Below are 18,327 nucleotides of genomic sequence, written 5' to 3' on the forward strand. Positions count from 1 at the left end.
CCTCGCCAGCAGACAATAGTCCTCTCCGCTTTAATACCCACGCTGGTCACTGGTGTCTCCTCGTATCGGCTTTGATGATCAGGACGGAAGTCTGGTTGCCACGATATTGGCGTCAAGAGCTTCATAGCCATTGAGATCAATAAGATCGTAGAGCTCGGCCCTTGTCTGCATGGAGTCAAGGATGTCGCTGGTCGTCCCTGTCCGGCTGATCTCTCCATATAGTGCCTGCTGCGCCTTGTTCGCTACGCGCAAGGACGACACTGGCCAAATAACCATCTTGTATCCAAGCGCTTCCAGTCTGTCCGCGGTCATCGGCGGCGAGCGACCGAATTCCGTCATATTAGCGAGCAGCGGCACGTCTCCCATCGCCGATACGAATTCCGAAAACATCGCCTCGGTCTTCAACGCTTCCGGAAATATGGCGTCGGCACCAGCCCGGACATACAGCCTCGCCCGGTCGATAGCCTTGTCGATCCCTTCGTCGGCGGCGGCATCCGTGCGGGCGACGATCAGCAGCGAGCGCCGAGCCTTGGCGGCGGCCGCGACCTTGGCTGCCATATCCTGCGGTGTTGCCAACTTCTTGTCGTTGAGATGCCCGCACTTCTTCGGGAGGATTTGGTCCTCGATCTGGATGGCGGCGGCACCAGCCTCCTCAAGACGACGAACGGTGTTCATGACGTTGAGCGCTTCGCCGAAGCCCGTGTCTCCATCCACAAGCAGTGGAAGCCCAGATGCCCGAACGATCTGCCGTGTAAAGAACAGCACATCGTCCAAGGTTAGTATCCCAAGATCAGGCATGCCCATGGATGCGCTAACCGCCGCGCCGGACAGATAAAGCGCCTGGAAACCGCTAGCCTTTGCCTGCAGCGCAGCCAGTCCGTTGTGGGCACCAGGCATCCGGACGATTTCGGTGCCGTCAAGCATCCGGCGCAGCCGAAGACCTGACGGCACGTCCTCATCGTGTGAAGGAACAAGATACGACATGCGATAACCCCTCTCTCAGTCCGTCTCGACGATCGTCTTGTGGCGCCAGCTTCTGAATTTCGGCATCAGCAGGGGGACCAGCAGAACGCCTGCAGCCATGATCCAGAGCGTGATGGAAATCGGGCTCGACCAGAGGATGGAAACATCGCCAGCCGACAGGGACAGTGCTCTGCGAAGGCTTTGCTCGAGGATCTTGCCCAGTACCAGCCCCAGGATCAGGGGGGCCATCGGCACGCCGACGCGGCGAAGGAAATAGGCTCCGACCCCGAGCGCGACCATCAGAACGAGGTCGAATGTCGTCGACTTCCCCGAATAGACGCCGATCGCACTGACCACGACGATGAAGGGGACAAGGACCCACGCCGGAACCGACAGCATCTTCGCGAACAGGCCGACGAGCGGAATGTTTATCGCAAGCAGTATGATGTTGCCGATGAACAGCGAGGCGATGAGACCCCATACGAGGTCGGGCTGCGACCGGAAAAGGGCGGGCCCGGGCGTCAGGTTGTAGAGGGTGAGGACACCGAGCATGATTGCCGTGGTCCCGGAGCTCGGGATGCCCAATGTCAGCATCGGAATGAAGTTGCTGTTCGAAGCGCTGTTGTTGGCGGCCTCGACGGACGCAAGGCCACGGATGTCACCGTCACCGAAACGGCTGCCTTCCGGGTCGCTCTTTTCGACAACGCGCTTCTCGGTTGTATAGGCAAGAGCGGAGGCGACAGTGCCGCCTGCCCCCGGAAGGATGCCGACGAAGAAGCCGATCAGCGACCCGCGCAGCGTCGCCATGTTGGTGAAACGCATTTCAGCACGGTTGAAGAGACTGCGGCCGAGTTGCTCGATGCGGATCGACGCGCCTCCGTGCATCGTGTCCAGCATGATCAGCAGTTCGCTGATGGCGAAGAGGCCGATGACGACGGTCGCAAACTGAACGCCGTCTGCAAGGTTCGGCGAGCCGAACGTGTATCTGTAGACGCCGGAATTTGCATCGATGCCGATCGTCGAGATGGCGAGCCCGAGCATGATCGCCAGCAGCGCCTTCACGGGCTGGTCAGTAAGCAGGCCCGTCAGGCAGGAAAAGGCGAAGATCATCAACGCGACATATTCCACCGGTCCGAAGGCGAGCGCCCAACGCGCAAGCACGGGCGCGGCAAGCACGATACCGAATGTCGCGATCGCCGAGCCGACGAAGGAAGTCCAGGCCGACAGGGAGAGCGCAATTCCCGCCTTTCCCTGCCGCGCCAGCGGATAGCCTTCGAGCGCCGTCATGACGGCCGAAGCTTCACCGGGGACGTTGAGCAGGATGGCGCTGATGCGGCCGCCGTATTCGGAGCCGATATAGATGGCGGCCATGAGGATCAGAGAACCTTCAGGCGGCAGTCCAAGCGCGAAGACGACCGGGACAAGCATGGCGACGGCGTTAATCGGACCCAGTCCCGGGAGGACGCCGACCATTGTGCCGACAATGGCCCCCAGGGTTGCGAGAAGAAGATTGGTGGGAGCCAGGGCAACCCCAAAGCCATGGGCAAGATAGCCGAGTGTGTCCATCAGATAATTCCTCCAAGTGGGCCGCCCGGTAAAACGACCTCGAGAACGTGGTCGAACAGAAGATAGGAAGCAAGGCCAAGAACCACTCCCGTCACAGCCCCCTGCCACCACTTGGCTCCGAAGATCATGGCAATCGGAACCATGAAGATCGCTGTCGAGATCACGAAGCCGAGGGGCTGGAATAGAACCGCATAAGCCAGCAGCGACGCGGAAAGCGCAGCAATCGCCATGCCGGCCCCGGCCTTGTGAGCCTGATCCGGTTTTCCGGGCTTCAGCAGCAACATGATGCCGCAGATGGCGATCACTGCCGCTGCCAGAAGCGGGAAGGTCCGGGGACCGACAGGTTCATATGCGAACGGTGCCTGAAGCCCATAGCCGAAGGCGAGCATCGATGCTGCGACCGCGAGTGCGGTCGCTCCCAGGAGACGGTCGGTATTCATGACAAGTGCCCCTTACTTGGTGGCGAGACCGAATTCGGTCGCAAGCGTCTTGTATGCAGCGACCTGCTTCTCGACGAAGGCTGCCGTCTCTTCACCTGTCATCGGCAAGGGAAGGAGGTTACGCTTCTGAAGAGCGGCCTCGTAGCCAGGCGCCTTCATGGTCGCGGCGAACGCATCGGACCACCACTTATAATCCGCGTCGCTGACATCCGGACCGACATAGAAGCCACGCACGATCGGCCATTTGATGTCGAATCCCTGTTCGGCGGCGGTCGGCACTTCGGCGAGCTTGCCCGGCAGTCTTTTCTCGGAGAAGATCGCCAGAAGCGTGAGCGGCGCGCCGCCATCGATGGCTGCCTGGCTGTCCCCGACGTCGTTCATGCAGACATTGACATGGCCGCCCTGAAGGGCCGTGGCGCAGTCACCGCCGCCCTCGAATGCCACGAACCGCATCGTCTTGTAGTCGATGCCGGCCGCACGTGCCGTCATGGCCGCCTTCATCCAGTCCTGGCTGCCGATCGTGCCGCCGGCACCGATGATGACGGATGAAGGATCCTTCTTGATCGCTTCCATCAGTTCTATAAGCGACTTGTATTCGCTGTTATCCTGCACCACGACCGCGCCATAATCCGTGCCGACGCTGGCAACCCAGCGCACGTCCTTCTCGGTATAAGCGCCAAACTTGCCCTGTGCGAGGTTAAGGAGCGATCCGGCAGAAAAAGCGACGATCGTTCCGGGCTCTGCACGACGCTGGCCTACGATCGAGTTATAGGCGACCGCTCCGATGCCGCCCGGCATGTATGACACGCGCATCGGCGACTTCACGGCACCGGATTCCCGCAACGCCGCCTGGGCAAGCTTGCAGGTGATGTCGAACCCGCCGCCGGGCTGAGCCGGAGCAACACATTCGGGGCTTTTCGGTTCGGCAAGCGATGTGGAAGGCGTGGCCGAAAACGCAGCCGACGCGAGCGTGGCCGCGAAGGCGGCGCGGGAAATAGAAGTCATTGTTCTCTCCTCCATATGACGTGTGCAGACCTCCAATCTGCAACGCTGCTATAACTGACCCAAGCTTTCAACTGGCTTTCATCAAGTTGCCGGAAGCACAATCCGTACGATAAGCCCCGATCTATCCTGGCGATTTTCCGCCGTCATAGTACCTCCGCTCGCCCGAGCTACGGTCAGTGCGATCGCCAGTCCCAGTCCGCTGCCGCTCGATTTGCGATTTCCACTCCGAAACCTTGTGCCCGCGAATGCGAGTTCCTCCGCACTCATTCCGGCCCCCTCGTCAATCACCTCGAGGGTGCAGCTTTCGCGCTGCTTTTGCACCGTGACAGTGATCAGCGTGCCTTCCGGCGCATAGGTAATCGCATTGTCGATGATATTCATGCAGGCCTCTTGCAGAAGCCCCTCGTTCGCCCTGACTTTGACCGGCACCTCCGAAGCTTCAAGGACACAGTTCATCCGTCTTGCACGGATCCGCGGCCACAGCATCCGTATCGTGTCGGCAGCAATCTCCGTGACATCGAGCTGCGCTTGGGGATAAATATCCGTTCCTTGCGATGTTCGCGCCTTGGCGAGAGATAGAAGCTGGTTGGTGGTTCTGATGGAGCGATCGAGAACGTCTCGTGATGCGCGAAGTGTCTGATGGACGTCCTTGAAATCCGTTTGATGCAGAGCGTAGTCGATTTGAGTTCTGAGGATCGCCATGGGCGTCCTGAGCTGGTGCGACGCGTCGTCGAGAAACCGGCGTTGCTGCTCGGCTTCATCGACCGTCCGTTGTATCAACCGGTTCATCGCCTGCACCAGTGGCCTTACTTCCAAGGGCAGTGACGCGGCCTCGACCGGTTTGAGATCGTCCGGATCCCTGGCATCGATCATTTCACGCAGTCTGTTGAGGGGCTTCACCGCCAGATAGACACCGATACTGAGGAGCGCGGCGAGCACGAGAACAACAAGAAGATCGCGCAGCACCGCCCGCAATATCAATTCGTTCTGGAAGGAGGTCCTTGAGACCTTCGTTTCCGCCACCTGGATCGTCACCTGCGTGCCGTCGGGTTTCGAAGGATCAAGCGGCCGTGTCAGCGTCCCGATCCGAACCTCCTTTCCGAAATAAGATGCATCCTCGAAGCTGAGCTCGCCACTCGTAAGGCTTTGCGCCTTTGGCAGCAGAACGTCCCCTATCTGCACGAAGCCATCGCTTGTCGAGATGTTGAAGTAGACAGCACCCTGAGCCGTCAGCTGGAAGAATTCGAAGAGGTTGTAGGGAAGCTCTACGCCCACGCCTCCGCTCTCCGTCGAAATATTGCCGTCGATGGCTCGGACTGCTCCCGCCAGCGAACGGTCGTAAGCGCTGTCGGCCATCTCTGCGATCGTGGTCGCACTGAACCAGAGCGTGGACGCCATCGCAGTGATGATTGCCGGCACGATCCAGAAACCGAGCGAAATAGCCAGACGATGACCGGGCCTTTCACTAGGCGATTGCCCACTCATGCCCCGGCGTCCTCCAAAACATAGCCGATGCCTCTCAGGGTCTTGATCTGTGCCGAGCCGGGAAGCTTCTTGCGAAGTCGATGGGCAATGACTTCTATGGCCTCCAGCTGTATTTCGGCATCGTAGGAGAACATGCGGTCGAGGATTTTCTGCTTCGACATCGGCTCGCCGGCGTGTTGGATCAGGATCCGCAGCATCGAATGTTCTCTGGGCGTCAATTCCAGGGCGGAGCCTGCGAGCGTGAACCTCTGCTCGGATGAAGAAAAGTACAGGTCTCCGCAGGTGAACATTCCCGCGTGACGGCCATGGGCGCGGCGCACTAACGCAACAAGGCGCGCTTCCAGTTCCTCGATCGCGAAGGGCTTGGCCAGAAAGTCGTCGGCACCCTGGTGCAGACTGTCGATCCGCTCGGTCAAGGTGTCGCGTGCGGTCAGGATGAGAGCCGGTGTATTGTCCTGCCTTGCCCGCATCGCAGCCAGAACCGATCGGCCGTCCATTAACGGCAGGCCAAGATCGAGGATGAGGATGTCGAATTCCTCGTTGCGCAACCGGGCGTCGGCGGCGCGACCGTCTTCCGCCCATTCGATGATGAACTCGTAGCGCTGGTTCATCGCCTTGATGAGCCACTGGGCCAGCTCGACATCATCTTCCACGAGAAGGATTTTCACTTGAGCCTCAAAGTGACGTTTCGATGCCTCACTTGAAGCAGCGGTTTTGTATAGGGTCAAGTCAAACGCTATTCCGCGACTAACCTTAGCAGTTTATCACCTCGACTGTGGGAGGTAGATCTTCCACCACAAGGTTCACGGCCAGCCTGTCGAATATTGGGATGGGGAAGAAAACGGTACATTTAATCTCTGACACTGCGTCAATAATCGAAGGCCCTTGCGAGGAAGTGCCTGCGTGACCATCCAGAGCAATGCTCGGGTACGCCGACGCCAGATCTACGGTACGCGGACAACGGAAAAGGGAATTGGAAGAGATCATAGCTGATCAGACCCACGTCTGAACTCGATATAGATACCAACCATTTGTTGCAGCGCAGCATCCACGATCACTTATGTTTTCCGTGGCGATTGCCAATATGCTCATTGAGCTTGCTATAACGCAGCGGTTTCGCCAAAACGGCGCCATGATTTCAATTACCGATCTTTCCACCCGCATTGCCGGACGCCTTCTCCTTGATAAAGCCAATGTGACGCTACCAAGCGGCACCAAGGCCGGCCTGGTTGGCCGAAATGGTGCTGGCAAATCCACCCTGTTCAAGGTCATCACCGGCGATCACGGTCCCGAAACCGGTTCGATATCGATCCCTCGAAATGCAAGGATCGGACAGGTGGCGCAGGAGGCCCCCGGCACCGAAGATAGTCTCATCGAGATCGTCATGGCAGCCGACAAGGAACGCGCCGCGCTGATGCTGGAATCGGAGACCGCGACCGACCCTGAACGCATCGCCGACATCCAGATGCGGCTCGTCGACATCGACGCGCATTCGGCGGAAGCGCGCGCTTCAAGCATTCTGGCCGGGCTCGGCTTCGATCAGGAAGCCCAGCTTCGTCCGGCTTCGTCCTTCTCAGGCGGCTGGCGCATGCGCGTGGCACTGGCATCGGTGCTGTTTGCCGAACCTGACCTGCTGCTGCTCGACGAGCCGACCAACTATCTCGATCTGGAAGGCACCCTCTGGCTTGAGGATTACATCCGCCGTTATCCCTATACGGTGATCATCATCAGCCATGACCGCGACCTGTTGAACAACGCCGTCAATGCCATCGTGCATCTCGATCAGAAGAAACTGACCTTCTATCGCGGCGGTTACGACCAGTTCGAGCGCCAGAAGGCCGAAAACGACGAATTGCAGACTAAGGCCAAAGTCAAGAACGATGCCGCGCGCAAGCACCTGCAGAGCTTCATCGACCGCTTCAAGGCCAAGGCATCAAAGGCCAAACAGGCACAATCGCGCGTCAAGGCGCTGGAGCGCATGGGAACGGTTTCTTCGGTCATCGAAGATCACGTTCAGCCGATCACGTTTCCGACCCCGGAAAAGCAGCCTGCCTCCCCCATCGTCGCCATCAATGGCGGTTCTGTCGGGTACGAACCCGGCAGTCCCATCCTCAAGGGCATCGATTTGCGCATCGACAATGATGACCGCATCGCGCTGCTGGGCTCGAATGGCAACGGCAAATCGACGTTCGCCAAGTTCATCTCCGGCCGTCTTTCGCCAGAAACGGGTGATCTGCGCACGGCCCCGTCCCTGAAGGTCGGCTTTTTTGCCCAGCACCAGCTGGATGATCTGGTGCCTGAGGAATCCGCCGTCGAGCATGTGCGCAAACTGATGCCACAGGCACCGGAAGCCAAGGTGCGCGCCCGCGTGGCACAGATGGGCCTTGCCACAGAGAAGATGGCAACTGCTGCCAAGGATCTGTCGGGTGGAGAAAAGGCTCGCCTGCTGATGGGTCTGGCGGCATTCCATGCACCGAACCTGCTGATCCTCGACGAACCGACCAACCACCTCGACATCGACAGCCGCCGCGCGCTGATCGAGGCTCTGAACGATTATGATGGTGCGGTGATCCTGATTTCGCATGATCGCCATCTGATTGAAGCGACCGTCGACCGCCTGTGGCTCGTCAACAACGGCACCGTCACCACCTTTGAAGGTGATATGGACGAGTACCGGGATATCGTCGTGTCTTCCGGGAAAAAGAAGAAGAAGAAGAAAAACTGACGTCATAATCGCTTCTGTTTCTGAAGCGCATCGGTGCGGGCATCTACAGCAGCCTGCACTGTTGCGGCGACCACGCAGACCAGTATTGATTCACTCAGGAATTTCACCGGTCGTATTTTGCGCCGCAACCTGATAGATCGACGGTTCAATAGGTAACATTGTCCGGTATCATTTCGAGACCAGAAATGCTGGACCGACGGAAGGACTTCCGATGGGCTGGAAAACGCCGAAATTCGAGTACGTCAATGGCTACAAAATCGTCGAAACCGATGGCCCGGTCTTCAAGGTGTTCGATGGCGATCGTCAATCGGGCGACGATTTTCCCTATTCCGGCGAGGCCGCTGCGCACGCCAAGTCCTTGCCGAAACGCGATCCTCATCAGTAGGCGAGACGACAGTCGATGACGATACCGATGACCTTGGCGCTGGAAGAACTCGGTTGGTCCGCCTTTTTTGCGGATCAGGTGAAAGACAGCGAAGCCGGCCTCTTGCCCAGACGGATAGCATCGGTCCACCGCTCGCGCATAGAGGCGATCGATATCGCAGGACCCGTTGCACTGGAGCTGCCGGGCAATAGTAGTACGGCCGACTTCGCAGTCGGGGACTGGGTCCTTGCCGATCCGCTGACCGGTATGTTCGTTACCCGTCTCGACCGGAAAAGCCTGTTCCAGCGAAGGCCTGAAGGCGGACATGGCCAGCAATTGGTTGCCGCCAATATCGACACCCTGCTGATCGTCACCTCATGCAATGCAGATTTCGATCCCGCGCGTCTCGAACGTTATTTGATCATGGCGAACCAGGCCGGAAGCGATGCAATCATCGTGCTGACCAAGGCCGATACTGCGGAAGACGTCGGCCAGTTTCAGTCAGAAGCCGAGGCACTGCAACGCGGTCTGCCAGTCATAGCGCTTAATGGACGCTCCGCCGATGCCGTCCCCTTGTTGAGGCCCTGGTTGGGCCTAGGCCAGACCGTTGCGCTGGTAGGGTCCTCCGGTGTTGGAAAGTCAACGCTTGTAAACACTTTGGCCGGATCTGATACGAAGCAGAAAACCGGGACCATCCGTGAATACGACGCGCAGGGCCGGCACACCACAACGGCGCGATCCCTGCATGCTGTTCCAGGCGGCGGCTGGGTCATCGATACGCCGGGGATCAGGACGCTCTATCTCAGCGACATTACCGACGGAATAGATACGCTGTTTGCCGAAATCACCGATCTGGCGCCGTTGTGCCGGTTTCGCGATTGCACCCATGCACATGAACCAGGATGCGCCATCCGAGGCGCTATCGCCAGCGGCGAGCTTAGTGCCGATCGCCTTGAACGTTGGCGAGGTTTGCACGCTGAAAATTGCAACCGGACGCCAGTCGTGAGCGGACCACGCGGCAACAAGGTCATCAAGAAGAAGAAATATTAGCCGCTTCGACCATCGGCATGCGACCCGTTCAGGGGGCAACTAGTCTTGCAGCCCTGAACCCTTCGTCTTGAAGGGATATGAACCAACGACCCTGTTCAAGCTCGCACTCGATACCCGGCCACCAAGATCGAGCCAACTATCGATCTGGCATCGGTCCGCGTTCCAAGAACGTCGACAATGCGATGTAACTGCGTACAGAGCGCACGCCGTCGAGGCTCTGGACTTCCATCAGGAAATTTTCCAAGGACTCGGTGTCGGCTGCCCGCACCTTCACGAGAACGCAGCCGTCACCCGCCACCGTGTGGACTTCCTCGACCTCCGGTCTTTCGGTGAACGCGAGAAGCGCACGAGTGGCGCTATAGCTGCTGGTGTCGATGACCAGAAATGTCAGAAGTGAGCGGCCGAGCTTGCATCCGTCGAGTTTCGCGACGGTGCCTCTGATCACGCCGTCCCGCTTCAGCCGCTTCACGCGATCATGCACCGCAGGCGCTGACAGGTTCACGATCGTGCTGAGTTCAGCGTAGCTTCGAGAAGCGTCCTCTGCGAGCGCGCCTAATATCTTTCGGTCGAAAGTGTCCAGCTCTACGGGCCGATGCTTCGTTTGCCGAATAACATCTGTTTCTTTTGCAGTCGAAGCCATTTTGGCTTTACTCCCGAATTTCATATCCGATATCGGCATTATCGCCGAACTCTATTCGGCAAACAATATCGCATCTGGAGTATTTTATGCCTCTCGCTCTTTTCGCGCTGGCCATTGGCGCATTCGGTATAGGTTTAACCGAGTTTGTCGTTGCCGGCATCCTCCCTCAGATAGCTCGCGACTTTAGCTTAGACATCCCGACCGCCGGCCTGATGGCGACGACCTACGCTCTCGGTGTTTTTGTTGGTGCACCAATCCTGACCGTTGCGGGTTCACGGGTCCCGCGCAAAACGATGCTGATCGGACTGGCAGTGCTGTTCACGTTCGGAAACGTGCTGACGGCCCTCGCTCCAAATTTAACAATTGCTCTGGTTGGTCGCGTACTGACGGCCCTTAACCACGGCACGTTTTTCGGTCTCGGTTCGATCATCGCTGCGTCGCTGGTGACCAAGGACCGACAGGCGAGCGCAATTGCCGTCATGTTCTCCGGGCTGACTTTAGCGAACCTTTTCGGTGTTCCGCTGGGCACCTGGCTTGCGCAGGTTTATGATTGGCGTCTGGTGTTCTGGTTGGTCGCTGGTATTGGCGTGGTGACCATCGTCAGCATCGCGATGTTGGTTCCCCGGATAGAAGCGGGCAAGCCGATCGCACTGAAGACGGAACTGCGCGCGTTTGTGGACCCGCAGGTATTGCTCGCGATGGGCATTACAATCTTCGGACCCGCCGCGTTCTTCACTTCCATCACCTATATCGCTCCGATGATGGTCTCCGAAGCCGGATTTTCCGACACGGGTATCGCGTGGCTGATGGTCCTGTTCGGCCTCGGTCTGGCCGTTGGCAATTGGATTGGGGGCCGGTTTGCGGACCGCTCTTTGTTCGGCACATTGTTCGTGACGCTCGCCGCCCAAGCAGCGGTGCTCCTGGTGTTTTGGATCGGCGTCGGCAGCCCTGTCGTTGCCTCGGCAGCCGTGTTCCTTATGGCCGCCTTCGGCTTTGCTACCGTCTCTCCGATCCAGAAACTGGTGATGGACCGCGCAGATTATGCCGGCGCGCCCACCATGGCTGCGTCCGTCAACATAGGTATGTTCAATCTTGGTAACGCAATTGGCGCCTGGGCGGGCGGGGCGACGATTGCAGCAGGGTTCGGCCTCGCATCACCAAACTGGGCAGGCGCGATCCTCTCGCTGATGGCTCTTGCCTTGGCATTGGTGGCGTGGGCATCGTCGAGGAAACAGCTTTCGAAAGCGCTTGCCAAGTGATTTTGTCGGTTAGATAAAGACCGTTGCGGGTAACATAAGGGGCGCCACATCAGGTGAGCCCCTTGTACCTTGCAAGCCGTGGTTTTCTCCTTCACGTTCAAGCTCTTGAGCGGATACGAACCAACGTCCCTGCGGTTAGCAATTGTAGAGAAATAATTATTCTACGGTTTATCAGTGAAGCGAACGAGACGGCGTTAGGCTTGGACATCGCCAGATGGTGTGAAAAGGCGCACCTTGTTTCGTCACGGCGTGCAACTACTGGATTTCAGAGATTGACGGTGACCCGCAGGATGCAGGTGGGCGCGAGTGCCTTGCGAGGCGTTGTCACGTTGTTTCGCCCATGCCAGGAGGAGTATCCGCGCATAGATGAGGCAAGTGCGCCGGTCACAGCTTTCCGCTGCGCCATGGCGCGGATACGGTGAATGTGGGTGGCCAGAGCCGAGCGCTTCTGGCGTGGTGCGACGAAGAGATTTCGAACGACCGAAAAGATCGAGACGAAGCGTTGCAAACCGCCGACCGATCGAAATCCCTGCATCATCCGTTCTCGCTTTCGCAGTGGCAGGTGAGAATTCTCCGCTCGATTGTTCAAGCCCTTGTGCGATCGATGTTCGACACTGGGTATGACATTCCGTTTTGCGGCGCGGTAGGAGCGCAATTTATCGGTGATGATGCGCTTCGGCGTTAGGCCTTGCTTCTTCAGCAGCCTGAGCAGCAGTCGCTTGGCAGCCTTGGTATCGCGACACGCCTCTTTCTGCGCAACTGTTTTGCGTAGGCCGGACCGAATTTTCGACCCCATCGGCGGATCGTTTCATAAGAAACGACGATGCCGCGCTCCAGCAGAATTTCCTCGACAAGCCGCAGGCTCAAAGGGAACCGGAAATACAGCCACACAGCACGGGCAATGATCTGTGGTGGAAAGCGGTGGTTCTTATAGCTGATTGTCGGCGTGCTCATCCTGAGCAAGCCAACAGAAACACAACTATATGATTTCACTCAATCATTTTCGAGTAGATTCTGAGTTTCGTACCGACCGAACAGTCGTGAACGTCTTTCGAGCAACGGGTAATCGCAAGTGGGGTGTCGTGTCGGCATCACCGACGGTTCGGGCAGATTCCGGCTCTGCCTCGTCTTCGGCAAGGCTGGCGTTCGCCTGCAGATGCAGGCCCATTACCGCCACGAGGAGAAAAAACCAGACGGAGCCCGAACTGAGCAAGAATAGCGTTTCCAGAAAGCCGTAGAGCAGCACATAAAGCCAGATACCGACGTAAAGGCGGGTCAGCGGACTTTTGCGCGTCGCCTCGTTCATTTTGCCGAGATAGTGAAGCGGTAGCAGATAAATCCACATCATCACCAGCACCAGACCGGGGATGCCACCCGCAAGCAGCAGATCGAAATATCCACTGTGGGCCGCTGGCGCGGTCGTTGCCCAACTGTTGCTATCCATGCTCGACATCAGGGCGTCGCTGCGCCAAAAGGCCTGATAGCCATATCCGAGGATCGGACTTTTGCGGATGTAATCGATGGCGACGATCCAGATATCGGTTCTGCCAGTAAAACTGGCATCGACACCCATCCTAGTCAGCATCTGCGAAAACACCGGATCGACCGTGGTGCCGACGGTCACGACGGTGAAGACCAACAGAAGCAGGGCCAAGACCACATAACGCCACTGGGGCCAGTGCACGATGAACCAGCCCGCCGCGACGACGATCGGCATCAGGCCGAGCACCGTCTTGCCGCCTGACTTGATCAGGAAGAACAGCGACAACAGCAGCACCAGCAGGCCGCCGATGAAGGACCAGCGCCTGCAGAGATAAATCGCCACGATGATCAGCACCGCCATGACCGAGGCAGCCTCGTTCTTGTGCTGGAAGACTCCGCGCCAGTTACCCGCCAGAAGCGGCTCCAGCGCGTCGCTTGCCTGATGGATAGATCGTGACGGCAGGGCGATGACGCCGAAATAACACAGGAAAAGGATAATCATCGCGCAGCTGGCAAGCAGCGTGGTGAAATGCCGTTCCGTGCGCGGCAATTGCAAAAAGCAACCGGCAAGCACGCAGATGATGGCGCACATGACAAGCCGGCGCAGCGAAAACATCGGCGCCTCCCCCACGACAGAGGTGAAGGCGTACCAGCCGAAAATCGTCGCCATCAGCAGACGCGGCGTGAAGACGATGGAGAAAGACCGTTCCTTCACCATGAACACCATGAAACTGAAAAGCAGGATGATCGCGGTGAGCTGGTTCAACAGGTTGGACCCCTCCGCCATGGCAGAGCCCTGATAGGTCGACGAGAGTGAAATATAGGGTGAGAAACCGACCGTAAAATAAAGGAACGTCACATAAAACAGTGTATTCCGCCAATTTCCACGCGTCTGTTCTTCGTGCGCTGCATCCATAAGGGGATCTTCTCTGCCATTTTTCCCATGTGTGCCCGATGCTTCATTCCGGTGACATCAATATCCCGAGAAAACCCTATTTTTTAGTTATTCCGAATGCACGGATGAATAGCAAATCCGTCATGAAGAAAAGAGGCCTAAGCGGAAAAACAGACGCTTTCTGCAATCAAACGGTGCGCAGATTCTGGCTCGGGTTAGTTTCTTTCATCATCGCGATAAAAATGTACCTTTTCGACGAATCCCCAACTCCGCACTTGACGAGAAGATGCCAGTTCAGGCTTATTGGAATTCAACTATAAGGTGTCTTTGTTGGGGGTGCCATGAGAGGTTCTTTACTGACCTGGCTACTTGCCATGATTTTGTATGCTGCGGGCTCTCCAGCTCACGCTGTAAGTGTAGATTGCGGGGAGAACCAGTCATTTTCGGCCGGGCTCGGAGGCTGGGGACCATGGTGGAGCGGGTCGACTCCCGTCGTGGATACGTCCGTCGGCCACACGGATTCACAATCCTTGCGCTTACAGGGCGGTCCTGGCACGGCAAACAGATACATATTGCCCACCGAATGCCCACTCGGCATCGCTTATGTGAATTATTGGGTGCGCACCCAAACGGGTAGCGCTCGTATTTACACAAAGCTCGTTGATCAGGTGACCGACGCCGTCCTGTACGATTCGGTCAACGCCGGACCGACCGTTGTGGGGACGACTTGGACCAGGATTTCGATTCCCGTCATGATCACCAATGAGACACTCATTGGCATTACCGCCGAGCCGGTTTCGCCGGCAACCAACACAACAGTTTATATTGATGATGTCGTCGTTGCGAACGATGCCTACGCAAACCAGTCTTTCACGCAAGACACGGGCGGGTTTGTGGTTTGGTGGAGCGGCAATGCGGTGGCCATAACCTCTCCCGGACGAACAGATGACTGGTCGCTTAAACTGAGCGGTTCTCCATATGGCACCGCCAAGCGAGATATAAGCCCCGGCGAATGCCCTCAGCCATTAACCCGAGTTGCTTATTATGTCCGAGCGGAGACGGGAAGCGCTCTTGTTCACACAAAACTCGTCGATCAGGTAACTGACGAAACACTACGGGATACCAACACCGGCCCGATTGCCGTTTCTTCAACGGCCTGGACGCGCGTCGTTATTGACGTTCCGATGCCGAATACAACATTGATCGGTATTACAGCCGAAAGACAGGATGGCGGTGCGGTCTCGGTGCTGGTGGACGATGTCATGCTGAATCCAGGCATCGCCGCCTCCCCCCCAACTCAGCCAGACAATGTACCCGTTCCCGTTCGCGATGGTTGGGCTCTGACTTTTTCGGATGAATTCTCGAATGGTACACTTGATCCCGCAAAGTGGGTGGCAATCACCACGGGCCCAACATACGGGTCTAGCACGGATGGTTTTGGCGAGACCTGGGGAACGGAGTGCTATGATGCTTCGCAAGTAGCGATCAAAAACGGATCGTTACAGTTGACCGCAAAGCAGAAGTCCGTGAGCTGCCTGGGGATCACCAAATCGTGGCTCAGCGGGCTTGTCATCTCGAAAGACCGCTTTTCGCAGGCTTTTGGCCGTCTGGAGGCACGGATCAGAATGCCAGTCGCAAGGGGGGCCTGGCCAGCGTTCTGGATGATGCCGCAGTTACAAAAGAACTGGGGAACTTGCGGCATGTACTGGCCCTGCGGCGGCGAAATCGACATTCTTGAATATGTAGGGCAACTCAACTCGACGACCAATGCCACTGAAGACAAAACAGTGCACAGTACTTTGCACTGGGGTACATCGACTGGTGGACATACACAGGACTCCGGTTCGGCAAACGTTATCCCCAGCGTCGACCGTTGGACGGTATACGCCGCCGAATGGGATACGACAGGAATCTCGTTCTTCATTGATGACAACTTTGTCAAGAAGACCACATTTCCCCTTCCCAACAGCTCAGGACTTTACGCCCGAGCAGAACCATTCGATGTTCCGTTCTACTTCATCCTGAACCAGTCAGTGGGAGGCGTTTGGCCAGGGACGCCAGACCCGGCAGATTATCCCAACACTGTCAAAATCGACTACGTTGCGGCATATAAACGTTTGTAACCAGGGCATTTACTCAATTACACATGAGATGGCTGCTTCTGGTAAGAATAATTCTGGTCATCTGGCTCTTCAGATTTTAGGTATTTTTTGAACGTATCCCTCATCAATTCTTGCAAGCATCGAAATCAGGAGAGTTCTGCGACTTTTTCGAGTTGGTGCGAATCGCTGCCTCTGTCTGCATTTGAGGCGAAGGACGTGAACGGTTGAGTACTTCAGGAGCGGTAATGCAAAAGGTTTATTCCATCCAGTTTCTGAGGGCGCTCGCGGCGTTTTCGGTCCTGCTGTTTCATATAGTCGGTGACCCATTTACGATTGGGGCGGCAGGTGTGGATGTCTTTTTTGTCATCTCCGGCCTCATCATGGGTTCTTTCGCAACGGCGGGGGGACCGGGGGCGTTTTTATATCACAGGCTGGTCCGTATTGTGCCCTTATACTGGGCCGTGACCTTGGTGATGTGCGCCGGTGCGATGGCGGGCGTTTTTTCTACCTTTACCTTTACCCTCGAGCATTTATGGAAATCGCTGCTTTTTATTCCCTATACAGGCGATAACGGCGAGGTAGCTCCCCTTTTGGTCGTGGGCTGGACCCTTAATATGGAAATGTTCTTCTATATTGTCTTCGCGCTTGGACTTGCCGTGCGCGCACCGCTGGCTGTAACGGTCGGCATCCTGTCCGTCATGGCCTTGGCGGGACAGGTTTTACCCTCACAATCCCCCTTCATACAAACCTGGACCTCGCCGCTCTTGCTGGAGTTCCTCGGCGGGCTTCTGCTGTCGCGCTTTATGTTCCAGGGCGGACAAGCGGGTATCGCCGCACTTGTCATATCACTGACGGGTTTTGTTGCCGCGGCTATGATAAGCGAGCAATCTGGAATGCTGCGCCTGATGACGTGGGGCGTACCTGCCTTTTTCCTTGTGGCCGGATGCGTGTGGCTCGAAAATGCCGGACTATGGCCGCGACGTCTGCTGAAACCAATCGAGATTATCGGGGACTCGTCCTACGCCCTCTATCTTCTGCATGGCCTGGTGATCTCAATCATTCATAAGATATTGGCACCCGGTATTCTCGCTGGAGCGGTCATCATCATCGTTGCACTGGCCGTGTCGGTCTTGGCGCATTTCCTGTTCGAGAAACCGCTTATCAAGCTTTTCAGACGCAAGTATGGCGGCGGGCCGCGCCGGCAAGACCATGCCGTACCGGTGCGCTGACCTGAAGATTGGCCACAGGAAAAACATGCAGGCCGAAGCTTTTCCTCCTGCTCGGCTTCAAGGACTGGATGTTTGCATACAATCCATCACCGATGCAGTCGAACGCATGGCTGTTGCGCCGGCGATTGCGACCGCAACCGTTTCTTTATAACGTCAAGGCCAATGAATTTCATGCGTCATCGTCACTCTCCTAGTTGGTGGCACGGACGCTTCTATTCCACCCACCGCTCGCATAGTTGGGAGGGAAGGAGATCATCGGGTCTAGTACCGCTCACGCTGCCATTTTTTAGCGCGATGGACACCCGTAAAATCTGAGAGGGAGGCACTATTGTGGCGAGTTTGTCATCAGAACGGAAGATGATCAAGATCTTGGCTTCCTCCTGTTTGGAAAGCAACAAGGCGAATAGGCACCTGCAGGGCCAAATGAATGCGTCTTCAGCGGTTCCTCATATAACCATTGCCCTTGAACGACCCCAGCGGGCGTTTTGTGACGGAGCATAGAGGACAGGAGTGGGATCGCAGCCGTGAACTACACGGACACCGAAATCACTGTGCTGATTGATCTCGATATGGGCTGGACATTTGAACTGCGCAGCAACGAGGATAGGTAGCCTGCGATCTCAGGCAGGAAATTGCTCGGCCGCGATATCGTCTTCACACAGCAACGCAATGAACGCTTCTCTCAGATTCCGGTAACGATGAAGCAAATCGGGCATTTTCACCTTTTAATCGCCGCAGGAGGGCCAACTCTCTGTCGTTGGCGTCGTTCGACATTGCCCGAAGTCGAAGATCGGTTTCGATCTCTCGAACTGCCATTTCGCAGGCCGCGATCTCCCTGAGCAGCCGCTCCCAGGTGTTTCTCCAACACAAAGCTCACATCGTTGGTCCGCCAATCGCCCCTGTTTACCAACGGTTAACATAACTGAAGCGGACTTGATGTGGCGGTTTCCAATATGGTTAACGCTGCAGAGTGGGATGTGTACCAACGACACCCAAAATCAATACGCCAATTAGCATTTCAGAAGGGAAATTGCGGAGCGCCGACTGAACCGCACCGGGTTTGCCGGAGGCCATTTGGTTTGAGTTATGCGGCCATGGCTGGTTCGTCCAGCATGGCGTAGT

At 57.0% G+C, this 18,327-nt stretch carries 13 protein-coding genes and 2 pseudogenes; 6 read left to right on the forward strand and 9 right to left on the reverse strand.

Annotation, left to right across the window (positions count from 1 at the left end):
* Positions 1 to 78 precede the first annotated feature (78 nt).
* From prpB to JZX89_RS14045, 6 genes are all read right to left on the reverse strand, one after another.
* Complete coding sequence (prpB, locus tag JZX89_RS14020) at positions 79 to 984, reverse strand: methylisocitrate lyase (RefSeq protein ID WP_207134399.1); 906 nt, start codon at positions 982 to 984, stop codon at positions 79 to 81.
* Positions 985 to 999: 15 nt separating this feature from the next.
* Positions 1,000 to 2,529, reverse strand: a complete 1,530-nt coding sequence (locus tag JZX89_RS14025; protein WP_149900647.1) for a tripartite tricarboxylate transporter permease — start codon at positions 2,527 to 2,529, stop codon at positions 1,000 to 1,002.
* A complete protein-coding gene (locus JZX89_RS14030) occupies positions 2,529 to 2,969 on the reverse strand; it encodes a tripartite tricarboxylate transporter TctB family protein (RefSeq protein ID WP_207134400.1) in 441 nt (146 codons plus the stop codon). Before JZX89_RS14030 ends, JZX89_RS14025 begins: the two co-directional genes overlap by 1 nt.
* A 12-nt stretch (positions 2,970 to 2,981) precedes the next feature.
* Positions 2,982 to 3,974: a Bug family tripartite tricarboxylate transporter substrate binding protein gene (locus JZX89_RS14035; protein WP_207134401.1), complete on the reverse strand. Its 993-nt coding sequence runs from the start codon at positions 3,972 to 3,974 to the stop codon at positions 2,982 to 2,984.
* An 81-nt stretch (positions 3,975 to 4,055) separates the two neighbouring features.
* Entirely contained in the window at positions 4,056 to 5,459 is a 1,404-nt protein-coding gene (locus JZX89_RS14040; protein WP_207134402.1) for a sensor histidine kinase, read from the reverse strand.
* On the reverse strand, positions 5,456 to 6,112 hold the full coding sequence (locus tag JZX89_RS14045) for a response regulator (protein WP_369809553.1): 657 nt from the start codon (positions 6,110 to 6,112) through the stop codon (positions 5,456 to 5,458). The genes JZX89_RS14040 and JZX89_RS14045 overlap by 4 nt, the downstream gene beginning before the upstream one ends.
* 479 nt (positions 6,113 to 6,591) lie before the next feature.
* Between JZX89_RS14045 and JZX89_RS14050 the strand changes: the two are divergent.
* The 3 genes and pseudogenes from JZX89_RS14050 to rsgA all read left to right on the forward strand — a co-directional run.
* Positions 6,592 to 8,175: pseudogene (locus tag JZX89_RS14050) on the forward strand (ABC-F family ATP-binding cassette domain-containing protein); the annotation flags it as partial.
* A 220-nt stretch (positions 8,176 to 8,395) separates the two neighbouring features.
* On the forward strand, positions 8,396 to 8,569 hold the full coding sequence (locus tag JZX89_RS14055; protein ID WP_174374394.1) for a hypothetical protein: 174 nt from the start codon (positions 8,396 to 8,398) through the stop codon (positions 8,567 to 8,569).
* A 15-nt stretch (positions 8,570 to 8,584) separates the two neighbouring features.
* Positions 8,585 to 9,598 carry a ribosome small subunit-dependent GTPase A gene (gene rsgA, locus JZX89_RS14060; RefSeq protein WP_207134403.1) on the forward strand — a complete coding sequence of 338 codons (1,014 nt, stop codon included), beginning with the start codon at positions 8,585 to 8,587 and terminating at the stop codon, positions 9,596 to 9,598.
* A 136-nt stretch (positions 9,599 to 9,734) separates the two neighbouring features.
* Here rsgA and JZX89_RS14065 read toward each other — a convergent pair whose 3' ends face one another.
* The gene (locus JZX89_RS14065; protein ID WP_174374392.1) at positions 9,735 to 10,238 is read right to left on the reverse strand and encodes an Lrp/AsnC family transcriptional regulator; all 504 of its coding nucleotides are present in this window, start codon (positions 10,236 to 10,238) and stop codon (positions 9,735 to 9,737) included.
* 86 nt (positions 10,239 to 10,324) lie between these two features.
* On the opposite strand from JZX89_RS14065, the gene JZX89_RS14070 reads away from it, so the two are divergent.
* Complete coding sequence (locus JZX89_RS14070) at positions 10,325 to 11,497, forward strand: MFS transporter (RefSeq protein WP_207134404.1); 1,173 nt, start codon at positions 10,325 to 10,327, stop codon at positions 11,495 to 11,497.
* Positions 11,498 to 11,762: 265 nt separating this feature from the next.
* Here JZX89_RS14070 and JZX89_RS14075 read toward each other — a convergent pair.
* Together JZX89_RS14075 and uppW are read right to left on the reverse strand one after the other, a co-directional pair.
* A pseudogene (locus JZX89_RS14075) lies at positions 11,763 to 12,451 on the reverse strand (IS6 family transposase).
* Positions 12,452 to 12,494: 43 nt separating this feature from the next.
* Complete coding sequence (gene uppW, locus JZX89_RS14080) at positions 12,495 to 13,895, reverse strand: Wzy-type polysaccharide biosynthesis protein UppW (protein ID WP_246746700.1); 1,401 nt, start codon at positions 13,893 to 13,895, stop codon at positions 12,495 to 12,497.
* 473 nt (positions 13,896 to 14,368) lie between these two features.
* On the opposite strand from uppW, the gene JZX89_RS28890 reads away from it, so the two are divergent.
* Together JZX89_RS28890 and uppZ are read left to right on the forward strand one after the other, a co-directional pair.
* Positions 14,369 to 15,997 carry a glycoside hydrolase family 16 protein gene (locus tag JZX89_RS28890; protein WP_207134405.1) on the forward strand — a complete coding sequence of 543 codons (1,629 nt, stop codon included), beginning with the start codon at positions 14,369 to 14,371 and terminating at the stop codon, positions 15,995 to 15,997.
* A 224-nt stretch (positions 15,998 to 16,221) separates the two neighbouring features.
* Entirely contained in the window at positions 16,222 to 17,205 is a 984-nt protein-coding gene (gene uppZ / locus JZX89_RS14090; protein ID WP_207134406.1) for a polysaccharide biosynthesis acyltransferase UppZ, read from the forward strand.
* Positions 17,206 to 18,327 lie beyond the last annotated feature (1,122 nt).

This window comes from Agrobacterium burrii (genome assembly GCF_017313405.1).
Classification (GTDB): Bacteria; Pseudomonadota; Alphaproteobacteria; order Rhizobiales; family Rhizobiaceae; genus Agrobacterium; species Agrobacterium burrii.

Excerpts from the sequence above, each read along its gene's own strand:
- JZX89_RS14040 (WP_207134402.1), bottom strand. The coding sequence starts at position 5,459 with ATGAGTGGGCAATCGCCTAGTGAAAGGCCCGGTCATCGTCTGGCTATT.
- JZX89_RS14055 (WP_174374394.1), top strand. The coding sequence starts at position 8,396 with ATGGGCTGGAAAACGCCGAAATTCGAGTACGTCAATGGCTACAAAATC.
- JZX89_RS14035 (WP_207134401.1), bottom strand. The coding sequence starts at position 3,974 with ATGACTTCTATTTCCCGCGCCGCCTTCGCGGCCACGCTCGCGTCGGCT.
- uppW (WP_246746700.1), bottom strand. The coding sequence starts at position 13,895 with ATGGATGCAGCGCACGAAGAACAGACGCGTGGAAATTGGCGGAATACA.
- prpB (WP_207134399.1), bottom strand. The coding sequence starts at position 984 with ATGTCGTATCTTGTTCCTTCACACGATGAGGACGTGCCGTCAGGTCTT.
- uppZ (WP_207134406.1), top strand. The coding sequence starts at position 16,222 with ATGCAAAAGGTTTATTCCATCCAGTTTCTGAGGGCGCTCGCGGCGTTT.
- JZX89_RS14065 (WP_174374392.1), bottom strand. The coding sequence starts at position 10,238 with ATGGCTTCGACTGCAAAAGAAACAGATGTTATTCGGCAAACGAAGCAT.
- JZX89_RS14030 (WP_207134400.1), bottom strand. The coding sequence starts at position 2,969 with ATGAATACCGACCGTCTCCTGGGAGCGACCGCACTCGCGGTCGCAGCA.
- JZX89_RS14070 (WP_207134404.1), top strand. The coding sequence starts at position 10,325 with ATGCCTCTCGCTCTTTTCGCGCTGGCCATTGGCGCATTCGGTATAGGT.
- JZX89_RS14025 (WP_149900647.1), bottom strand. The coding sequence starts at position 2,529 with ATGGACACACTCGGCTATCTTGCCCATGGCTTTGGGGTTGCCCTGGCT.
- rsgA (WP_207134403.1), top strand. The coding sequence starts at position 8,585 with ATGACGATACCGATGACCTTGGCGCTGGAAGAACTCGGTTGGTCCGCC.